This window comes from Streptococcus respiraculi, assembly GCF_003595525.1.
GTDB classification, from domain to species: Bacteria; Bacillota; Bacilli; order Lactobacillales; family Streptococcaceae; genus Streptococcus; species Streptococcus respiraculi.
Map to the genome: position 1 here is coordinate 57,559 of NZ_CP022680.1, position 16,522 is coordinate 74,080.

The window sequence follows — 16,522 nt, forward strand, 5'->3', positions numbered from 1 at the left end:
TAAATAGGGTAAAATAGGACAGTAACCAAAAGAAAAGGAGAAGGTTTTATGAAAAAGAAAGTTTGGCTTGGTGCCTTACTTAGTTTGCTTGCTGCTATCTTCTTGATTGCTTGTGGAAGCAAATCAACCAATACAGCAGAATCATCAACTCCTGCTTCATCTTCAAAAGAAGAGGCTGTTTCAGGAGCGTCAGAGAAGGTCTATACAGACCCAGCTGAGTTGAAGGACAGCTATGATATTGTCATTATCGGTTCAGGTGGTGCTGGTATGGCTGCTGCTATTTCTGCTCATGATGCAGGAGCAAGCGTAGCGATTCTTGAAAAAATGCCAGTCATCGGCGGGAATACAAGCAAGTCTTCAGGAGGGATGAATGCTTCTGAAACTAAATTCCAAAAAGAACAAGGGATTGACGATACCAATGATCTCTTCTATGAAGAGACCTTGAAAGGTGGAAAAGGTGCTAATAATCCTGAGTTGCTTCGTTACATGGTTGACCATTCTTCAGAAGCAATTGACTGGCTTGATAGCATGGGGATTACTCTTAATAATGTCACTTTCTCAGGTGGTTTTAGTAAGGCTCGTATTCATAGACCAGCAGACGGTTCAGCAGTTGGTGGCTACCTTGTTAATGGTCTGTACAACAACTTAATGGAGAGAAAAGTCCCTATTTTTGTCAATGCCAATGTCACTGAGATTGTAGAAAAAGACGGTGTTGCAGCTGGTGTTAAAGTAACAGTTGATAAAAAAGAGAAAGCCATTTCTGCTAAATCAGTTGTTGTGACATCAGGTGGATTTGGTGCCAATATGGCGACTGTTACAAAATACAAACCAGAATTGAAAGGGTATGTCACAACTAACCATGAGGGTGCAACTGGTGACGGAATTGAAATGGCGCAAAAATTGGGTGCAGATGTAGTGGATATGGAGCAAATCCAAATTCACCCGACAGTGTACCAAGAAAAAGCCTTCCTTGTTTCAGAAGCAATTCGCGGTGAAGGTGCTGTCCTTGTCAATGCACAAGGAAATCGCTTCTACAATGAAATGGAAACACGGGATAAGGTTTCAGCTGCTATCAATGCACTCCCAGAACAGTATGCCTATGTTGTCTTTGACCAACAACTGCGTGAGCATTCAAAATCAATTGATACTTATGAAAAAAAAGGTATGGTTGTCAAGGCAGACAGCGTAGAAGAGCTGGCAAAAGCTCTCAATGTTTCGGAAGAAAACTTGAAGAAAACGATTGAAAACTGGAACACATCTGTTGAAGCGAAAAACGATGCTGAATTTGGTCGGACAACAGGAATGGATCGCAACATTTCTAAAGCACCTTACTATGCGATTAAGGTAGCACCCGGTATTCACCACACTATGGGTGGTCTGAAAATCAATACTAATACAGAAGTGTTGAACAAAGAAGGTCAAGCAATCCCAGGACTTTACGCAGCGGGTGAAGTAACAGGTGGTGTTCACGGTAAAAATCGTATCGGTGGAAATGCCGTTGCAGATATCATCGTATTTGGTCGCCAAGCTGGTGAACAATCTGCAAAATTCGTGAAAAAATAATTCAGAAAGAAGTTGAGGAATAGGTGTTCTCAGCTTCTTGTTTTTGTGTGATATAATAGGAAAAGAAAAGGAGGGCTTGTATGAAGAAGCGCTACTGGCTGTTGCTAGTCTGTCTAGGGGTTGGCTTGCTGTCTTTCTTATTTCCGCAATCGTCTGTAAGAGATTCGTATGTGGCAGAAAGTTGGACAAATTCCCAACAGATTTGGTTAGTGACAGACATCCACTATCTTTCTCCTAGCTTGCATGATAATGGTAAGGCATTTTCTTATATTCAAAATACCGCAGCGGGAAAAGATGTCCGCTATAGTAAGGAGAGAATGGATGCTTTAGTGGTCCAAGTCGAAAAAGAAAAGCCCAAACTCCTAATTGTTAGCGGGGATTTGAGCTTAAACGGTGAGAAGAAAAGCATGGAAGATTTGGCAGGGCATTTTAAGGCTATAGAAGCTGCTGGAACAGAGGTTCTCGTCATACCCGGTAATCATGATATTGCGAGTGGTTGGGCGCGTGGATTTAAGGGAGAAGAGCAGGTTCAAACTGATCAAGTAACCAAGCAGGATTTTGAGAAGATTTTTTCAGATTACGGGTATGCCCAAGCTGCTCAGAGAGATAAGGTCTCGCTCAGTTATATGGCAAAACCTTTTTCAAATCTTTGGCTCTTGATGATTGATAGTAATATTTACGCAGACGGACTTGGAAAGGGAGCGCCTGCAACCAACGGTCGCCTCAAAAAAGAGACCTTAAACTGGATAAAAGAACAATTGGAGGAAGCAAAGACAGCAGGTGTTCAGGTGATTCCTATTATGCACCACAATGTTTTGGATCAGCATGCTGCGCCAACACGTGGATTTACACTTGATAATGCGATTGATGTGCGGGAGTTATATGATCAATATGGCATTTCGCTCACCTTTTCAGGTCATATCCACACCCAGCATATTAGCCGATCAGAGGGCAAGCAGTCCTCCCTTACAGAGGTTGTCAATGGTGCTTTTTCTATGTATCCAATGACGCTTGGTCGCCTATATCTGAAAGAGAAGCACTTGATCTATGACCAGACTCGACTTGATGTCACTTTATGGCGCAATAATGCCAATCCTGATTTGGCAGATCACGAGAAATATTTAATCGATGTATTTAACCGAGCTAGTGAGATTATGGTTCATACTGCCCTGCATGATGAGGCGGCTTATGACAGGAAATTGGCCGACCAATTATCTGAAGTCATGGCGCCAATCAATCTTGCTTTCTTTTCAGGTGAGCGCCTAAGTGACGATTGGTTTGAAACAAATGTGTATCGTAGTTCAGCCTATGCTACTCTTTTGAAACAAGAACCTGAGAGCATGCTGGTGGAGTATATGGGTATGATGATAGATGAAATGAACGAAGGTCCAGTTAACCATTTAGAGCTTGAGTGGAAGAAATAAAAAAGCCCAATTGGGGCTTTTTGACTGGAATAATATACTTGAACAATCAGCTTCTTCTGTCGTTAATTCACTTTGCTGAACCACTTGGGGAGAAAGAACTCAAATGGTTAAAGAGGGATTCAATGTTCAATTACCCTCGGTTTCGGTGCTTAATCAGATTGTGATAGAGTATTAGTTGTTTTCCACAGGAAGTAAGATTTTTAGTTGAACCCAGTTGTCCTCCTTGTTGAGCGTTAGATTGCCACCGTATTTTTGAACAATAAAGGCCATGCTTTTAAGGCCAATACCATGGAGAGCTTTCTCCTTTTTTGAAGTTTGTGGAAATTGCCCTGTGGATAAGTCGATATCTGAAGTGTCATAATTATCGAGACGAATGACGATAAATTGGCTATGTTGAGAGACTTTTAGGGTCATCAGGCGTTGTTCAGGATTGCTGATTTTCTCGACGGCCTCAATGGCGTTATCAATGGCATTTCCAAAGAGGGCGGAAATATCCATTACATCCATAAAATGAAGGAGCTGTCCTTGTACGATACAGGTAAAGTTAATTCCATTTTGGAGACAGTATTGATTTTTTTGTGTCAAAATGGTATCAAGGACGGGATTTCCTGTCTCAATCTTGGCTTCCAAATTCTGAATGGCTACCGTCATTTCCTTTAGGTATTGTTGTTGCTTTTGCTTGTTTGCTTCTTGCTGGATAATGTAGAGCTGATGCTTGAGATCATGGGCTTTTCGGCTGATGAGGTCGTTGTTTTCTCGATAGGCTTGGTATTGTTTATACTGCATTTGGAACATGTTGTGGATGGCAACCAATTCTTCACGAAGATAGCGATCATATTGCTGGGACTCTTGTGTGAGAAGGAGTAGGATACCAGAGAAATTAACCGTTGTTCTGAGGATAAAGATACTTGTTGAATCCTGAAATTGGGGTGTCCCAGAGAGGATAAATCCAATATTGCTTAAAATAAAAATACTTAATGAAGTAAAAACAGCGACCCAAACCTCTCGTTTTTCTATACTATTTTGCAATTCTTCGAGGTTGATTTTTCGATTTTGCTGATAGAAGAGAAGGAAAGCGATGCTGGAAATAATTCCCATGAATAGAGTCTGTGTCCACAAGTTATCCACAGGTTGTGAATAAATCGTGAGGCAGTAAAGATGCCAGGCAAGAGAGGCGACTAATTCTGCTGCAATAAAGGCTTTTGCAGTCAGATAAAGGGCGGTCTTTTGCTGTTTAACACCTAGTAGGTAAATCGAGGCAAACATCCAAGAGATATTGATACCCATACCAACTGTCCACAAGAGGATAGGGAATTGACCAGCCAGGAGTTGCAGTAGGATTTGGGCAGTAAAGATAAGAAGTAAGGTCCTCATCTTTCGTAACCAGTCCATGTTCATAATCAGGGGGAGGCACACCAAGCAACAGGCGATTGATTCGGAGAGTGCGGTATAGACCCGTGGAATATCAGGAAAGTGTGTCATCATAGCAGTGTGTCTCCGATGTAATTGGTTAGAGCAGTCAAGAAATCTTTCTTACGTGGACGACTGATTTGTAAGGCCTCGCCTTGGATATATGCCAAATTACCCTCAATCTTTTCAACATAGGCGAGATTAACAATATAGCCTGAATTGGAGCGGAAAAAGGTTTTTTTATCCAGTAATTGCTCCATGTTTTTCAGTGTATTGTTAGTGGTAATGGTTTCTTGCTTGCTATGGATATGGAGTTGATGTCCTTCGCTTTCAATATAGTAAATCTCTTTTTGGGCAATCTTAAAGGTAGACGCTTTGTTTTTGATATAGAGATACTGCTGCTCCTCCTCTAGATTTGGCAATTTTCGTAGCATTTTCTTGAAATGTTCTTTAAAGACGAAGTTGCTGAGGGGCTTGAGGAGAAAATCAATGGCTTCGACAGAGTAGCCCTGAATTGCTACCTGAGAATGATTGGTCACAAAGACAATCAGCACTTCCTTATCTATCGCACGAATCTTTTTAGCTGTTGTCATGCCATCCATGATTTCCATTTCGACATCTAAATAGATAATGTCAAAACGAGGCTGGTAGTCACTAATAATATCAATGCCGTCGTTAAAACAGGTAATCTCGATAGGCCGCTTGATAGTTTGGCAATAGTCTGTGATATACTTGCTTAATCTTTCTTGTTCGACTTTTTGGTCTTCGACAATCGCAATGTTCATAAGGGTCCTTTCTAGCCTTTTTCTTTAGTATACCAAAATTTAGCGAAAGACCATACTATTTGAAAACAGACAAATTATGCAGTCAAAATGACAGATTATGAAGAAAGGGTTTTCATCAAGTGTCCCGTTTGGTAAAGTAAGGGATGTACAAAAGAAAAGGCTTTCAAGCCGAGGAATACTAATGAGGAGGGTCTTATGAAGAAAAGGACTAAAAAACAAAGGGGTAAACTATATAAAGCTGCTATGACTATATTGTCAGCACTAGTGTCACTCATTCTGATAGGTGTTATTATTGTGACTAATACTATTTTACCGAACTTTAGTAAAATGGGAAATATGATTCTAAACGGTTATTCTCAGACCATTGATAACTCAAAAATAAAAGCTGAGGGCTTAGACTTAGAATACAATCCAAATACTTATACAGCAGAAACAATCAAAGAAGCCGAGAGACAGCTATATGATGAAATCTCAGCAGAGGGATTAGTACTATTAAAAAATACAGATAAAACTCTTCCATTTTCAAAGGGAACAACATTTTCTTTTGTTAGTGCTAATAGTAAAGATTTTAAAATTAACACTTCTCTTCTAGGAAGCTCATCTACAGGAGATTTGAAAGAAAGTTTTGAAAAAGAAGGTTTTTTAGTAAATAAAACTCTTTGGGATTTTTATAAAAAGGGGGCAGGAAAAAAGTATGGTCTTGCAAAAGGTTCTATTGATTTTGGAGATGCCGAGGATTTTAGAATTAACGAAGCACCATTGACTCTCTTGGAAGAAAATGGGGTTTTGGACTCTTTGACAGACACTGTCCCAGTTTTTGTTTTAAGTCGAGTTGCTGGAGAAGGACGAGATATGCCACGTTCTATGTATCAACACGCGGATAAAGAGGAGGATAAAGTAAAATCCTATCTTCAATTAGATTCGACAGAAACAGAGATTATCAAATACTTAAACGAACATTTTAAAGAGGTAGTTATTCTTGTCAAATCTAATGCAGCCTTAGATTTGAGCTGGGTTGAACAGTATCCAAATATTAAAGGAGTAGTGTATTCTCAAGGTACAGCAGAAGCAACTGCTAAGGTATTTGCAGGAGAAGTTAATCCTTCTGGTCGATTGGTTGATACATTTGCTTCAAATGCACTAGCCTCACCAGCTGCTCAAAACTTTGGTAGTTACCAATATTACGATGAAGAAGGTAACCCAACAAAGTATAATTATATCTCTTATGCCGAAGGAATATACGTTGGATATAAATATTATGAAACAAGATATGAAGATGTTGTCCTAAAACAAGGAAATGCAGGAGACTTTGACTATAAGAAGGAGGTTGTCTATCCTTTTGGTTACGGTCTATCTTATACAGATTTTAAATGGTCTAATTATCAGTTGACCGATCAAAAAGACACAATAACAGCAACTATTGAGGTAACAAATACCGGTGATGTTGCAGGTAAGGATGTAGTAGAACTCTATCTTCAGAGCCCGTATACTAATTATGATAAAGAAAATAAAGTAGAGAAATCTTCAGTTAGCCTAGTTGGATATGCTAAAACTAAGAATTTAGCACCAGGAGAAACTGAGAAAGTAAGTGTTACCTTTAATAAGGAGCAACTGAAATCGTATGATTATACCAATGCAAAAACCTATATTTTAGATGCTGGGGATTACTATGTAACAATAGCTCGAAATGCTAATGGAGCAACTAATAATATCTTGTCTAAAAAAGGGAAGACTACCGCAGACGGTATGACGGAAGCAGGTAATCCAGATCTAGTAGGAGTATATAGCCCAGATAATGTGGAGGTAGATATAACTACTTATGCTAAGGATAATTATTCTGGCCATAAGATTACGAATTTATTTGATCGAGCTCATGGAAGTGTGAAGTATCTCAGCCGTCAAGATTGGCTGGGCACATTCCCAAAACATGATGGAGAACCTTCTGCTGAACTTAGTACATGGGGAAATGAAATCAACGGAGTTGATAAGGACGGAAAACCAACTTCTTATACATGGTATAAGGTTGCAGGGAAAGATTTAATTCATGAGTTAGACAGTACCGATTCTGGAAATCCTGTAGATAAGGGGACAATTAGTGTAGATATTGTTTATAATCAAGATAATGGTTTGCAGTTGATTGATTTACGAGGATTGGATTTTGATGATGTTAAATGGGAGAAATTGCTAGATCAATTAAGTCCAGAAGATTATTATACTTTATTGACAGATTCTGGATATGGTACAGAACCTATTCACTCAATTGATAAACCATTCTCTATTGATGCCGATACAGCTGCAGGCTTGATTTATGGTGGTACTGGCTTTATGTTTCCGAATACAATGGTGCTAGCACAAACATGGAATACAGACTTGGCTAAACGCTTTGGAGAGATGATTGGAGAGCAAGCTAACATTGGTGGAGCCAGTGGTTGGTATGCACCGTCTATGAACTTACATCGTACACCATTTTCAGGACGAAATGGAGAATATTATTCCGAGGATGCGTTGTTGTCAGGAACAGTAGGCTCACTATCTATGCAAGGTGCAGCATCAAAGGGTATGTATACTTTTATAAAACACTTTGCATTGAATGACCAAGAAAACCATCGTGGAGATCGAACTGGTCAATTTGGTTTGGCTACTTGGACGAATGAACAAGCGATTCGAGAATTGTATTTATTGCCATTTGAAATGTCTATGAAAGCTAAGGATATTCCTCTAAATTACATAAAACAAAATCAAGATGGGACGTTTGAGAACGCAACAAAAAATATTAGGTCTGCTCAGGCTGTGATGACTGCTTTTAACCGCATCGGATCTACATGGACAGGCGGGTCATATCCATTGATTAATGGTATTTTAAGAGATGAATGGGATTTTGATGGCTTTGTTATTACGGATAATGCAAATACAGGGGTATTTATGGATACCTATCAGATGATTGAGGCTGGTGCAGATGCTAAATTGCTGAATGCAAAAGATCCAACGAATTATACATTTGATGCGGAAGATCCGGCAACTTATTACTATGCAAGAAATGCTGTTCATAGATTACTCTATACAATTGTAAATTCAAAATCTGTAGAAGGAGCAATGTCTGGTAGTCAATTTAAACAAGGTATTCACGTGATAACTAAAATCCGAGTAGGCCTTACTGGCATTAGTGTAGCGCTCATTTCCTTAATGGGCTGGTTTACCTATCGTAGATTTCATAAGCCTGTTGCAAAGAAAAAAGAAGTCGCATAGTGAAATAGGAGTTGTGGGGACAAAGTGTCCTCCTCTCCGTTAGAAGGAGAAATATGAAAGAGTGGATTGCCAAACATCCTGATTTGTGGGAATTTATTAAGTTTAATGTCTTGTCCAATATCGCAACGATTACGAATTTTGCGGTCTTGTGGTTGTCAACGAACTTTCTATTTACAGCTTTTTCAGGACAAGATTTTCATTGGATGATATTCCATTATTCCGTTGACAATGGTGGCTTAAACGGTTTTCTATCTTTCTTATTAGCCTATGTAGTCGCACAAATTGTCAACTATATCGTTCAGCGGAAATTGGTTTTTGGAGCTGAAAATGATATATCAAAAACCCTCCATTGGTATATTCTAACGGTTGTGGTTGCAGGGATTTTGTCGATTGTTCTACCACCTTATACGACTCAACTGTTCACTTCATGGGGTTTGAGTCTAGGTTGGGCACAGACAGCTGCCAACTGGGTTAATATCTTCGTCCAAGTTGCAGTCAACTATCCAATGATGAAATTTGTCATTATGAAATAGTATGAAGGTCCTCTCTTAACGGTTTTGTTAGGAGAGGATTTTCTGAATAAAAGTTTTCTAAAACAAATTATGTCGTAAACTTGTCAATTTATGAAGAAAGCGTTTTAATTACAGTTGTTCTTTGATATGCTAGGCTTAGCAGAATAGAAATAGGTGGGAATGTATGAAACATCGTGAGATTATTGAGCAATTAACATTAGAAGAAAAAGCAGCCTTAATGGCAGGAAAATCTGTTTGGGAAACGAAGGATTTTCCGGAAAAAGGAATTCCGTCGGTCTTTCTTTCAGACGGTCCGCATGGGATTCGCAAGCAAGAAGGAAGCGGAGATCACTTGGGTTTGAATGCTTCTGTACCTGCAACCTGTTTTCCGACAGCAGCAACCCTTGCCAACAGCTGGGATCAATCCTTGGTCGAAGAGGTAGGAGCAGCTCTAGGAGCAGAAGCCAGCAGTTTAGGCGTTCAGGTGGTACTGGGACCTGGTCTTAATATCAAGCGGAATCCCTTGTGTGGGCGTAATTTTGAATATTATTCAGAAGACCCTTATCAGGCTGGAAAAATGGCGGCAGCGATGATTCGGGGACTACAATCTCAAGGGGTGGCCGCAACACCCAAACATTTTGCAGTCAACAGCCAGGAACTCCGTCGCATGGCGTCTGATTCGATTGTAGATGAGCGTACCTTACGCGAAATTTACTTGACAGGTTTTGAAATCGCTGTTCGTGAGGGAAATCCAAAGGCGATTATGTCTGCCTACAACAAGATAAATGGCATTTATGCTAACGAGGACAAGCGTTTATTACGAGATATTCTACGAGATGAATGGGGCTTTACAGGTTTTGTCGTCTCAGACTGGGGTGGCTCAAATGACCATGTATTGGGAGTAGAAAATGGTAGCCATTTGGAGATGCCAGGAACGACAACCGTTGGTCAGAAGGAAGTGATTGACGCGGTTACATCTAGTCGCTTGTCTGAGCGTGTGCTTGATGAGCGTGTGGACGAACTCTTACAGATTGTCTTAGACTTGGCGGCACAGGAAAAACGAAGTATTGATGTTGACAAGCAACATCAACTGGCTAGGCGTGCAGCAGCAGAAAGCATTGTCCTTTTGAAAAACGAGGAGCAGTTGCTACCGCTTCAAGCAGAAAAAACAATTGCGATTATTGGTGAATTTGCACAAAATCCGCGCTACCAAGGTGCTGGTTCTTCCCTCATTAATGCGCGTCAGGTTGAAAATACGGTGGACAGTATTGCGGATTATCCTATCAATCTAATCGGTTATGCCCAAGGTTATCAGCGGATTGACCAGCCTGATGAAGCCTTGGTAACGGAGGCTATCAGCTTAGCGCAACAAGCAGATACCGTCTTGTACTACATGGGTCTGGATGAGATTAGTGAGAGTGAAGGACTAGACCGTCGTCACATGAATTTACCGCAAAATCAGCTTCACCTACTTGGAAAATTAGCGGCAGTTCATTCCAATATTGTAGTTGTCTTATCGGCTGGATCTGTTGTTGATATGAGCTGGGATAAGCATGTTAAGGCAGTTGTACATGGTTATTTATCGGGTGAAGCAGGGGCTAGGGCTATGCTGGATGCGTTGACAGGGGTCGTCAATCCAAGTGGAAAATTGAGCGAGACTTATCCACTTGCCTTAGCTGATGTTCCGTCATCAACTGATTTTCCAGCTGAAGGCGACTACGCACTTTATCGTGAGGGCTTGTACGTTGGTTACCGTTATTTTGACACGACCAAAACACCTGTCCAATACCCATTTGGCTATGGTCTATCGTATACTAGCTTTGCTTATAGCAATCTGCGTGTACATGAGGCGGGAATTTCCGCTACAGTGACTAATACGGGTGAGCGTGCGGGTGCTGAAGTGGTGCAGTTCTACATCGGAAAAGAAGATACACAGATCTTTTGTCCTAAAAAGGAATTAAAAGGTTTTGCCAAAGTTTATCTTGAGGCAGGTCAGTCAGAAGAAATAACGATTTCCTTTGATGATAAGACCTTCCGCTATTTCAATACCGTAACCAATGCCTTTGAGGTCGAAGGGGGCACTTACCAACTGTATCTCGGTGCTAGCGTTTCGGATATTCGCTTGGTTGCAGAAATCACACGGGAAGCTACGACGGAGCAACTGCCAGACATGACAGGGCTTGAAAGCTATCAATCTGGACAAGTTCAAAACGTTTCAGATGAGGAATTTGCCCGTATTCTTGGCCGCCCTGTTCCTCTAGAGTCATGGCACATTGGTCAAGAACTTCGTCTAAATGACCCCTTGTCTAAGATGCAGTATGCCAAGAGCCCTTTGGGTCGCCTAGTTTATAAAGTCTTACACCATTTACTGAAAAAAGCAGAGCAAAAAGGTAAGCCAGACCTCAACTTGCTCTTCCTCTACAATATGCCATTCAGAGCATTGGGAAAAATGACAGGTGATATGATTGACCAGCAAATGGTAGCTGCGATTTTGGTGATTGTTAACGGGCAGTTTATCAAAGGTGTCAATCAATTGTGGAAAGCCTTTCGGGCCAAACAAGGCTACCAAAAGCAACTTTCTTAAAATTGTGGTAAAATAGTACAAAATCTGCCAGTTTCTTCTGGCAGATGATTTGTTGATAGGGAGTAGGAAATGACCTTATTAAGTATTGCAATTCCAAGCTATAACGCAGAAGCCTACCTGCATTATGCGGTAGCATCACTGGTCGTGGGTGGCGATCAAGTCGAAATTTTAATTATCAATGATGGATCAAGCGACCGCACGCAAGAAATCGCAGAAGAACTAGCAGCTAAGTACGCAAATGTCCGGGCCATTTATCAGGAAAATAAGGGTCACGGTGGCGCAGTTAATACGGGTATTCGAGAAGCCAAGGGCCGTTATTTCAAGGTGGTAGATAGTGACGACTGGGTGGATGCCAGAGCCTATCTCAAGATTCTTGAAACCTTGACCAGTTTAGAAGCACAAGGCCATTCAGTCGATGCCTTTATTTCAAATTTCGTCTACGAAAAAGAAGGCCAATCTCGCAAAAAGAGTATGAATTATCAGAATGTCCTGCCAGAAAATCGCATGTTCACTTGGGATGATGTCGGTGCTTTTTCAAAAGGACAGTACATGATGATGCACTCGCTGATTTATCGGACAGACTTATTGAGAGAAGTAGGCTTGGTCTTACCAGAGCATACATTTTATGTGGACAATATTTTCGTCTTTACGCCGCTCCAAGCAGTGGAGACCATGTATTATCTGCCGGTTGATTTTTACCGTTACTTTATCGGACGAAATGATCAGTCAGTCAATGAGTCCGTCATGATTAAGCGGATTGACCAGCAGCTTAAGGTCAATCGCATTTTGGTGGACAGCTTAGACTTGGATGCCATTACGCAGCCTGATTTGCGTAGCTATTTGCTCAACCATGTAGAAATTACGACCATTATTTCTTGTGCTCTTCTTAATCGAGGGGGAACAGCTGAGCATATGCTGAAAAAGCAGGAATTGTGGCAATATATTCAAGAACAGAATCCAGCCCTCTTTAAGATTGTACGTAGTGGGTTACTGGGTCAGTTGACCAACCTATATGGCTATCCAGGGCGGAAGATTTCAAACGCTGTCTACAAGATTGCAAAGAGTATTTATGGCTTTAATTGATAGGAGAAAGCGATGCAAAAATTGGGGAAAACAGGACTAGAAGTATCTCGAATCGCACTAGGCTGTATGCGAATGGCTAGTTTGGAGGCCTCAGCAGCTCAAGCAGTTGTTAAAACAGCCTTAGAAAATGGTATTACTTTTTTTGACCACGCCGATATCTATGGCAGTGGAGAATCTGAACGCCGATTTGCAGCAGCTATGAAAGGCTTGGGAGTAAGTCGTGAGAACCTCATCCTCCAATCCAAGTGCGGCATTCGCAAGGGCTATTTTGATTTTTCAAAGGAGCATATTCTAGCTTCTGTAGACGGAATTTTATCGCGTTTAGAGACAGATTATCTGGATGTCCTAGCCCTTCATCGCCCAGATGCTTTAATGGAGCCAGAAGAAGTGGCTGAGGCCTTTTTAGCATTGAAAAAAGAAGGAAAGGTTCGTTATTTTGGTGTCAGCAATCAAAATGCCTACCAGATTGAGTTGCTTCAGTCCTATTTGGCAGAGCCATTGGTAGTCAATCAGTTGCAGTTGTCACCTGCCCACACACCGCTGATTGATGCGGGTCTCCATGTCAATATGAAAGAAGAGGCTGCAATAGTCCGAGATGGAAGCGTCTTAGATTATTGTAGCTTGAAAAACATAACCATTCAAGCCTGGTCGCCTTTTTTAATTGATTTGCAAAAAGGAATTTTTGTCGATCATCCAGACTATGTGCTATTGAATCAGACTATTGAGCGCTTAGCAAGTCAATATCATGTTTCACGTGAAGCAATCATTGTTGCGTGGATCATGCGTCATCCAGCTAAGGTTCAGACCATTGTAGGGTCGATGAGTCCAGAACGGCTCGCAAAGATTGCAGAAGCTGAAAAAGTGCACCTCACGCGACCAGAATGGTACGAGATTTACACTAGCGCAGGAAATAGTCTGCCATAGTAGAAAGGGCTAGTTAGTGTATTAAGCTCTGTCTAGAACAGAAATGTGAACAAGGTTGGGGAGAGTTACCCAGCCTTGTTCTATTCGACAAGGATTTTCAAGAAAATTCACTCGAATTGTTCCCGAATTACTGGCTTTTATGATAGAATAGTTAGGTATATAGTCATTCTGTTTTCATTTATCGCATCGTTAACTCATCTTGCTACTATTAAGTGAAAAGAGAAAGATTCTAAAACCAAGAATAGGTGGAGAGCTAGGCTACTCCATGCTATCCGGAGAGAGGAAAATATGAAACGTTCGATGTATGCAGGACGTGTTCGGAAAGAACACATCGGTCAAGAAATTACTTTGAAAGGCTGGGTTGGTCGTCGTCGTGATTTAGGTGGCTTGATTTTCATTGATTTGCGTGATCGCGAAGGAATTATGCAGTTGGTCATCAATCCTGAGACTGTATCAAGTGAGCTTATGGTACAAGCTGAAAAGGTACGGAGCGAGTTTGTTCTTGAAGTGACTGGACAAGTTGTAGCACGTGAACAGGCAAACCCTGCTCTACCGACAGGTGAAGTCGAGTTGCAAGTGTCTAGCTTGACCATTTTAAATACAGCTAAAACAACACCGTTTGAAATCAAAGACGGTATTGAAGCAAGTGACGATACGCGTCTTCGTTACCGTTATTTGGACTTGCGTCGTCCTGAGATGCTAGCCAACTTTAAATTGCGAGCTGCGGTAACGCACAGCATCCGCAACTATCTGGATGAGCTTGAGTTTATTGATGTTGAAACACCGATGCTGACCAAGTCCACACCAGAAGGTGCGCGTGATTATTTGGTGCCAAGCCGTATCAGCAAGGGGCATTTTTATGCTCTTCCACAAAGTCCACAGATTACCAAGCAATTGTTGATGAATGCTGGTTTTGACCGCTATTATCAAATTGTCAAATGCTTCCGCGATGAAGATTTGCGTGGGGATCGTCAACCTGAGTTTACACAAGTTGACTTGGAGACCTCATTCCTGTCTGAGCAAGAAATTCAAGATCTCGTCGAAGGTTTGCTTGCGCGTGTCATGAAAGAAACAAAGGGAATCGAAGTCACTCTGCCATTTCCTCGGATGAGCTATGACCATGCCATGAATGCCTATGGTAGTGATAAGCCGGACACTCGTTTTGAGATGTTGTTGCAAGATTTGACAGACCTTGTTAAGGGCGTTGACTTCAAAGTCTTTTCAGAAGCAGCGGCGGTTAAAGCTATTGTCGTTAAAAGTGCAGCAGACAACTACTCACGTAAAGATATTGATAAATTAACAGATTATGCAAAACAGTTCGGCGCAAAAGGTCTAGCTTGGATCAAAGTTGTAAATGGCGAATTGACAGGTCCAATTGCCAAGTTCTTGACAACTATTGCAGATAAGTTGACAGAAAGTTTACAGTTAGCAGACAATGATTTGGTCTTATTTGTTGCAGATGAACTAGAAGTAGCCAACAATACACTCGGAGCGCTTCGGACTCGTCTTGCTAAGGAACAGGGCTTGATTGACGAAGGCAAGTTTAACTTCTTGTGGATTATCGATTGGCCGATGTTTGAATGGTCAGAAGAAGAGGGGCGTTTCATGAGCGCCCACCATCCATTCACACTTCCGACAGAAGAATCCGCTCATCACTTAGAGGGTGATTTGGCAAGTGTTCGTGCAGTTGCCTACGACATCGTCTTAAATGGTTACGAGTTGGGCGGAGGTAGCCTGCGGATTAACCAAAAAGAGATGCAGGAGCGTATGTTTAAATCCCTTGGTTTTAGTGCAGAACAAGCCCACGAGCAATTTGGTTTCCTTTTGGAAGCTATGGACTACGGCTTCCCACCACATGGCGGACTTGCGATTGGTTTGGATCGCTTAGTCATGCTTTTAGCAGGTAAGGACAACATTCGTGAAGTCATTGCCTTTCCTAAGAACAATAAGGCGAGCGACCCGATGACCCAGGCGCCAAGCACGGTGGCTGATAGCCAATTAGAAGAATTAGCACTTCATATCCAAACAAACAATGAATAGGTATTTTAGAAAACTTCGGATTCGATTTTTGAGAAAGGCTAGACGCAATCGCTTTTGGTCTATCATCTCAAGTGTTTCAAAAGAGCGCTATGCTGAGCGGATTTCAGGCTCCATTATCTACGGGATTTTGTCCAGCATAGCTGTCAACTTCTTTTTCCAGCCAGGAAATGTTTACTCGTCAGGGGTGACAGGAATTGCGCAGATTGTTTCTGCCATTTCCGTCACCTATTGGGGCTTTGAAATTCCGCTTGCGCTGGTCTACTACGGCTTGAACATCCCCTTGCTCATCATTGCCTGGTACAAGATTGGTAATAAATTTACTATTTTCACCTTTATCACGGTTACGTTTAGCTCTTTCTTTATTCAATTTATGCCCCATATCACCTTAACGACAGACCCCTTGGTCAATGCGATTTTTGGAGGTCTCATGTTGGGGACGGGGATTGGTTTTGCACTCCGCAATAACGTATCAAGTGGCGGAACGGACATCGTCAGTATCTTGATCCGACAAAAGACAGGGCGTCAGGTGGGGAGTATTTCCCTCATAGTAAATGTTTTGATTATGCTTGCAGCAGGTGTGACCTTTGGTTGGAAATATGCCCTGTATTCTATGATTGCCCTTTTTGTTTGCAGCCAGATGACGGATGTCATCTATGTCAAGCAAAAGCGCATGCAAGCCATGATTATCACTAGTCATCCCAATCGTGTCATCAAGATGATTCAAAAGAAATTGCACCGCGGTGTGACCATTATCAACGGTGCAGAAGGAGCCTACAATCACGAACAAAAGACCGTGCTGATTACCATTATCACGCGGGCTGAATTTAACGATTTTAAGGCTATTATGAAAAAGACTGACCAGACAGCCTTTGTATCTGTTGCTGATAATGTCAATATTATCGGACGATTTGTCGAGGCAGATGAATAGTGAGCTATTGTTTTAAATTGACA

At 41.4% G+C, this 16,522-nt stretch carries 11 protein-coding genes; 9 read left to right on the forward strand and 2 right to left on the reverse strand.

Annotated elements, in window-relative coordinates; all coding sequences use genetic code 11:
- Nucleotides 1–48: 48 nt before the first annotated feature.
- Together CHF41_RS00285 and CHF41_RS00290 are read left to right on the forward strand one after the other, a co-directional pair.
- Entirely contained in the window at nucleotides 49–1,563 is a 1,515-nt protein-coding gene (locus CHF41_RS00285; RefSeq protein WP_119875482.1) for a flavocytochrome c, read from the forward strand.
- A gap of 80 nt (nucleotides 1,564–1,643) precedes the next feature.
- Nucleotides 1,644–2,987 (forward strand): metallophosphoesterase, encoded by a 1,344-nt coding sequence (locus tag CHF41_RS00290; RefSeq protein WP_119875483.1) that lies wholly within the window; start codon nucleotides 1,644–1,646, stop codon nucleotides 2,985–2,987.
- A 171-nt stretch (nucleotides 2,988–3,158) separates the two neighbouring features.
- On the opposite strand, the gene CHF41_RS00295 is transcribed toward CHF41_RS00290, so the two are convergent.
- Together CHF41_RS00295 and CHF41_RS00300 are read right to left on the reverse strand one after the other, a co-directional pair.
- Nucleotides 3,159–4,472 (reverse strand): sensor histidine kinase, encoded by a 1,314-nt coding sequence (locus CHF41_RS00295; protein ID WP_240622958.1) that lies wholly within the window; start codon nucleotides 4,470–4,472, stop codon nucleotides 3,159–3,161.
- Nucleotides 4,469–5,182 (reverse strand): LytR/AlgR family response regulator transcription factor, encoded by a 714-nt coding sequence (locus CHF41_RS00300; RefSeq protein ID WP_119875484.1) that lies wholly within the window; start codon nucleotides 5,180–5,182, stop codon nucleotides 4,469–4,471. The genes CHF41_RS00295 and CHF41_RS00300 overlap by 4 nt, the downstream gene beginning before the upstream one ends.
- 195 nt (nucleotides 5,183–5,377) lie before the next feature.
- Between CHF41_RS00300 and CHF41_RS00305 the strand changes: the two genes are divergently transcribed.
- The 7 genes from CHF41_RS00305 to CHF41_RS00335 all read left to right on the forward strand — a co-directional run bounded on the left by CHF41_RS00305 (nucleotide 5,378) and on the right by CHF41_RS00335 (nucleotide 16,499).
- A complete protein-coding gene (locus tag CHF41_RS00305; protein WP_162911894.1) occupies nucleotides 5,378–8,428 on the forward strand; it encodes a glycoside hydrolase family 3 N-terminal domain-containing protein in 3,051 nt (1,016 codons plus the stop codon).
- A gap of 53 nt (nucleotides 8,429–8,481) precedes the next feature.
- Nucleotides 8,482–8,961, forward strand: coding sequence for a GtrA family protein (locus CHF41_RS00310; protein ID WP_119875485.1), 480 nt, complete (start codon nucleotides 8,482–8,484; stop codon nucleotides 8,959–8,961).
- A gap of 163 nt (nucleotides 8,962–9,124) precedes the next feature.
- Entirely contained in the window at nucleotides 9,125–11,524 is a 2,400-nt protein-coding gene (locus CHF41_RS00315; RefSeq protein ID WP_119875486.1) for a glycoside hydrolase family 3 C-terminal domain-containing protein, read from the forward strand.
- Nucleotides 11,525–11,593: 69 nt separating this feature from the next.
- Entirely contained in the window at nucleotides 11,594–12,607 is a 1,014-nt protein-coding gene (locus CHF41_RS00320; protein WP_119875487.1) for a glycosyltransferase family 2 protein, read from the forward strand.
- A 12-nt stretch (nucleotides 12,608–12,619) separates the two neighbouring features.
- Entirely contained in the window at nucleotides 12,620–13,531 is a 912-nt protein-coding gene (locus CHF41_RS00325; RefSeq protein WP_119875488.1) for an aldo/keto reductase, read from the forward strand.
- A gap of 288 nt (nucleotides 13,532–13,819) precedes the next feature.
- On the forward strand, nucleotides 13,820–15,571 hold the full coding sequence (gene aspS / locus CHF41_RS00330; RefSeq protein ID WP_119875489.1) for an aspartate--tRNA ligase: 1,752 nt from the start codon (nucleotides 13,820–13,822) through the stop codon (nucleotides 15,569–15,571).
- Entirely contained in the window at nucleotides 15,564–16,499 is a 936-nt protein-coding gene (locus CHF41_RS00335; RefSeq protein WP_119875490.1) for a YitT family protein, read from the forward strand. The genes aspS and CHF41_RS00335 overlap by 8 nt, the downstream gene beginning before the upstream one ends.
- Nucleotides 16,500–16,522 lie beyond the last annotated feature (23 nt).

Coding starts and splice junctions, on each gene's coding strand:
- CHF41_RS00285 (WP_119875482.1), top strand. CDS start 49: ATGAAAAAGAAAGTTTGGCTTGGTGCCTTACTTAGTTTGCTTGCTGCT.
- CHF41_RS00290 (WP_119875483.1), top strand. CDS start 1,644: ATGAAGAAGCGCTACTGGCTGTTGCTAGTCTGTCTAGGGGTTGGCTTG.
- CHF41_RS00295 (WP_240622958.1), bottom strand. CDS start 4,472: ATGATGACACACTTTCCTGATATTCCACGGGTCTATACCGCACTCTCC.
- CHF41_RS00300 (WP_119875484.1), bottom strand. CDS start 5,182: ATGAACATTGCGATTGTCGAAGACCAAAAAGTCGAACAAGAAAGATTA.
- CHF41_RS00305 (WP_162911894.1), top strand. CDS start 5,378: ATGAAGAAAAGGACTAAAAAACAAAGGGGTAAACTATATAAAGCTGCT.
- CHF41_RS00310 (WP_119875485.1), top strand. CDS start 8,482: ATGAAAGAGTGGATTGCCAAACATCCTGATTTGTGGGAATTTATTAAG.
- CHF41_RS00315 (WP_119875486.1), top strand. CDS start 9,125: ATGAAACATCGTGAGATTATTGAGCAATTAACATTAGAAGAAAAAGCA.
- CHF41_RS00320 (WP_119875487.1), top strand. CDS start 11,594: ATGACCTTATTAAGTATTGCAATTCCAAGCTATAACGCAGAAGCCTAC.
- CHF41_RS00325 (WP_119875488.1), top strand. CDS start 12,620: ATGCAAAAATTGGGGAAAACAGGACTAGAAGTATCTCGAATCGCACTA.
- aspS (WP_119875489.1), top strand. CDS start 13,820: ATGAAACGTTCGATGTATGCAGGACGTGTTCGGAAAGAACACATCGGT.
- CHF41_RS00335 (WP_119875490.1), top strand. CDS start 15,564: ATGAATAGGTATTTTAGAAAACTTCGGATTCGATTTTTGAGAAAGGCT.